We start from the raw sequence: 2074 nt of genomic DNA on the forward strand, positions 1-2074 counted from the left end.
GGAAGTGGTCCAGCGCGCGCTCGACCTCGTCGGCGCCGCCGGTGGGCACGAGCCACAGCGCCATCCGAAAGTGCTCCGCAACGGACAGCGAAGGGAACACCGCCTTGCCACCCGGGACCTGCACGACTTGCCGTGTCGCCATCTCTACGGCGCCGGCCCCCGTGACGTCCGTGCCGTCCAGGGAAATCGTCCCTCCGGAAGGCCGGACCAGTCCGGAGATCGCCCGCAGCAGCGTGGACTTGCCGGCGCCGTTGGTGCCGAGCAGGGCGACGATCTCGCCTTCGCGGACCTCCGCGTCCACGCCGAACAGGATCTGGACGTTGCCGTAGCGCACCTCCACCCCCCGGCACGCGAGGACCGGCGGGGGGCCGTCGGTGCGAACGAGCGTCAGACGAGGCACGGCAGGCGGAGGCTCATCGGTCCCCGCGGCTGCGTCCGTTTCGATTCCTCTGCGCTTCGCGACCGACGACAGCCACCTGTCCCGCGCGCGACGAGCGCCGTCGGCCAGGCCCCCGGGGAGCATGAGCAGGACCAACACCAGCCCCGGCCCGGTGGCAAGCAGGGACAGGTTCTGCAACGACGCGTTGGCTCGCTCGGCGAGCTTCAGTCCCTCAAACCCCACCGCAGCGGCGAGCGCGCCGGCGACCGTTCCGATCCCGCCCACGACGGTGACCGCGAAGATCCCGATGCTCTGCGTCGCCCCATAGGCGGCCGCGTCGATGGCTCCCTGGTGGTAGGCCAGCAGGACTCCGGCGATGCCCGCAAGGCACCCGGACATCGCAAACGCCGCGAGCCTCGTCCGCCCTGCATGCACGCCGTACGCGGCGGCGGCCGCGGGGTTGTCCCGGACCGCGACAAGGATCCGTCCGGACCGGTGGCGCCGGAACGACCACACCGAAACCAGCACGCACGCCAGGATCGCGAGGCACGCGTAGTAGAAGGGACGCTCGCCCGACAGCCGGACCCCCAGCAGCCGGTGCGGCGTCTCGCCCGACAGGTCGAAGCGCTGCCAAAGGGCCGGACGAAGGATGCGTGTGGCGCCCTCGGGCATCATCGCGCGACCGATGGGGAAGTCCGGGTTGAGGACGTACATCTCTACCGTCGCCCCGAACGCAAGCGTCGCCACCGCCTGGAACAGTCCCGGGAGCCGGGAGGCCGGGAACCCCACCGCTGCCGCGACGATCCCCGCGGCCAGCGCGCCTGCGACCAGGGTGGCGAAGAAGTCCAGGCGGTGGGTGCCGGCCATGAACCCGGCCACCAGTGCGCCGATGCCGACGAAGCCGAACTGCCCGAGGCTGATCTGCCCTCCCCACCCTGTAAGCACGACCAGCGAGACGGCGACGATCGCCGTGATGACGACCAGCGTCGCGAACCCCGTGTTGGCGGCACCCGCGTACCAGGGCGCCAGCAAGGCGGCCAGCACGGCGATGACGATCAGCGCAGCTCGCGCCGCCCTCACCTCCACGACCTGCCGTAGTTGCGCGGGAAGAGCGCGGACCGTCTGGACCGTCTGCCACGTCGACCCCTCCTCTGACCTAGCCGTCCGGGCTCGCTGCAGCGCAAGACCACCGAGGACGACCGGCAGTGTCGTGGCCGTCGCGACGGCCGCCCGGCCCGAGGCGAACACAGCCGACTGGTCCACCACGCCCATCGCGATGCCGGCGGCCAGCGCCACCGGCATGCTCTCCATGCGCGCCACGACGGCCGCGGCCAAGGCGAACAGGATTATCCCGGGCCCCGCCAGGCCCCCGAGGGGAAGTCCGATCAGCGGCCCACGCAGGAATATGGCCGCCGCCGCCAGCACGCCGGCGATGGACCACGCGATCGTCGAGACCTTCGTCACGGGGATGCCGAGCAGCGAGGCGCGGTCGGCGTCCTCTGCCGAGGCGCGCATGGCGATGCCGATAGGGGTCCGCCGGAAGAACAGCGCGAGTCCGGTGGCGATTCCGGCCACCACCAGCAGCGCGAACACGAGGTCGCCGTTGAAGTCGTCGGCCTTCAGAAACCGGTGGCACCCACGCGAAAGGGGGCCGAGCGGCGAGTCGGCGCGGCACAGGTGAAGACCGCTCAAGGG

Annotated in this window: 1 protein-coding gene; it reads right to left on the minus strand. The window is 71.6% G+C overall.

Annotation, left to right across the window (positions count from 1 at the left end; translation table 11 throughout):
• The coding region (locus VNE62_07905) for an ATP-binding cassette domain-containing protein (GenBank protein HVE92207.1) at positions 1 to 2074 on the minus strand (2074 nt) is incomplete at both ends.

The sequence above is a fragment of the Actinomycetota bacterium genome, assembly GCA_035536535.1.
GTDB lineage: Bacteria > Actinomycetota > JAICYB01 > JAICYB01 > JAICYB01 > DATLNZ01.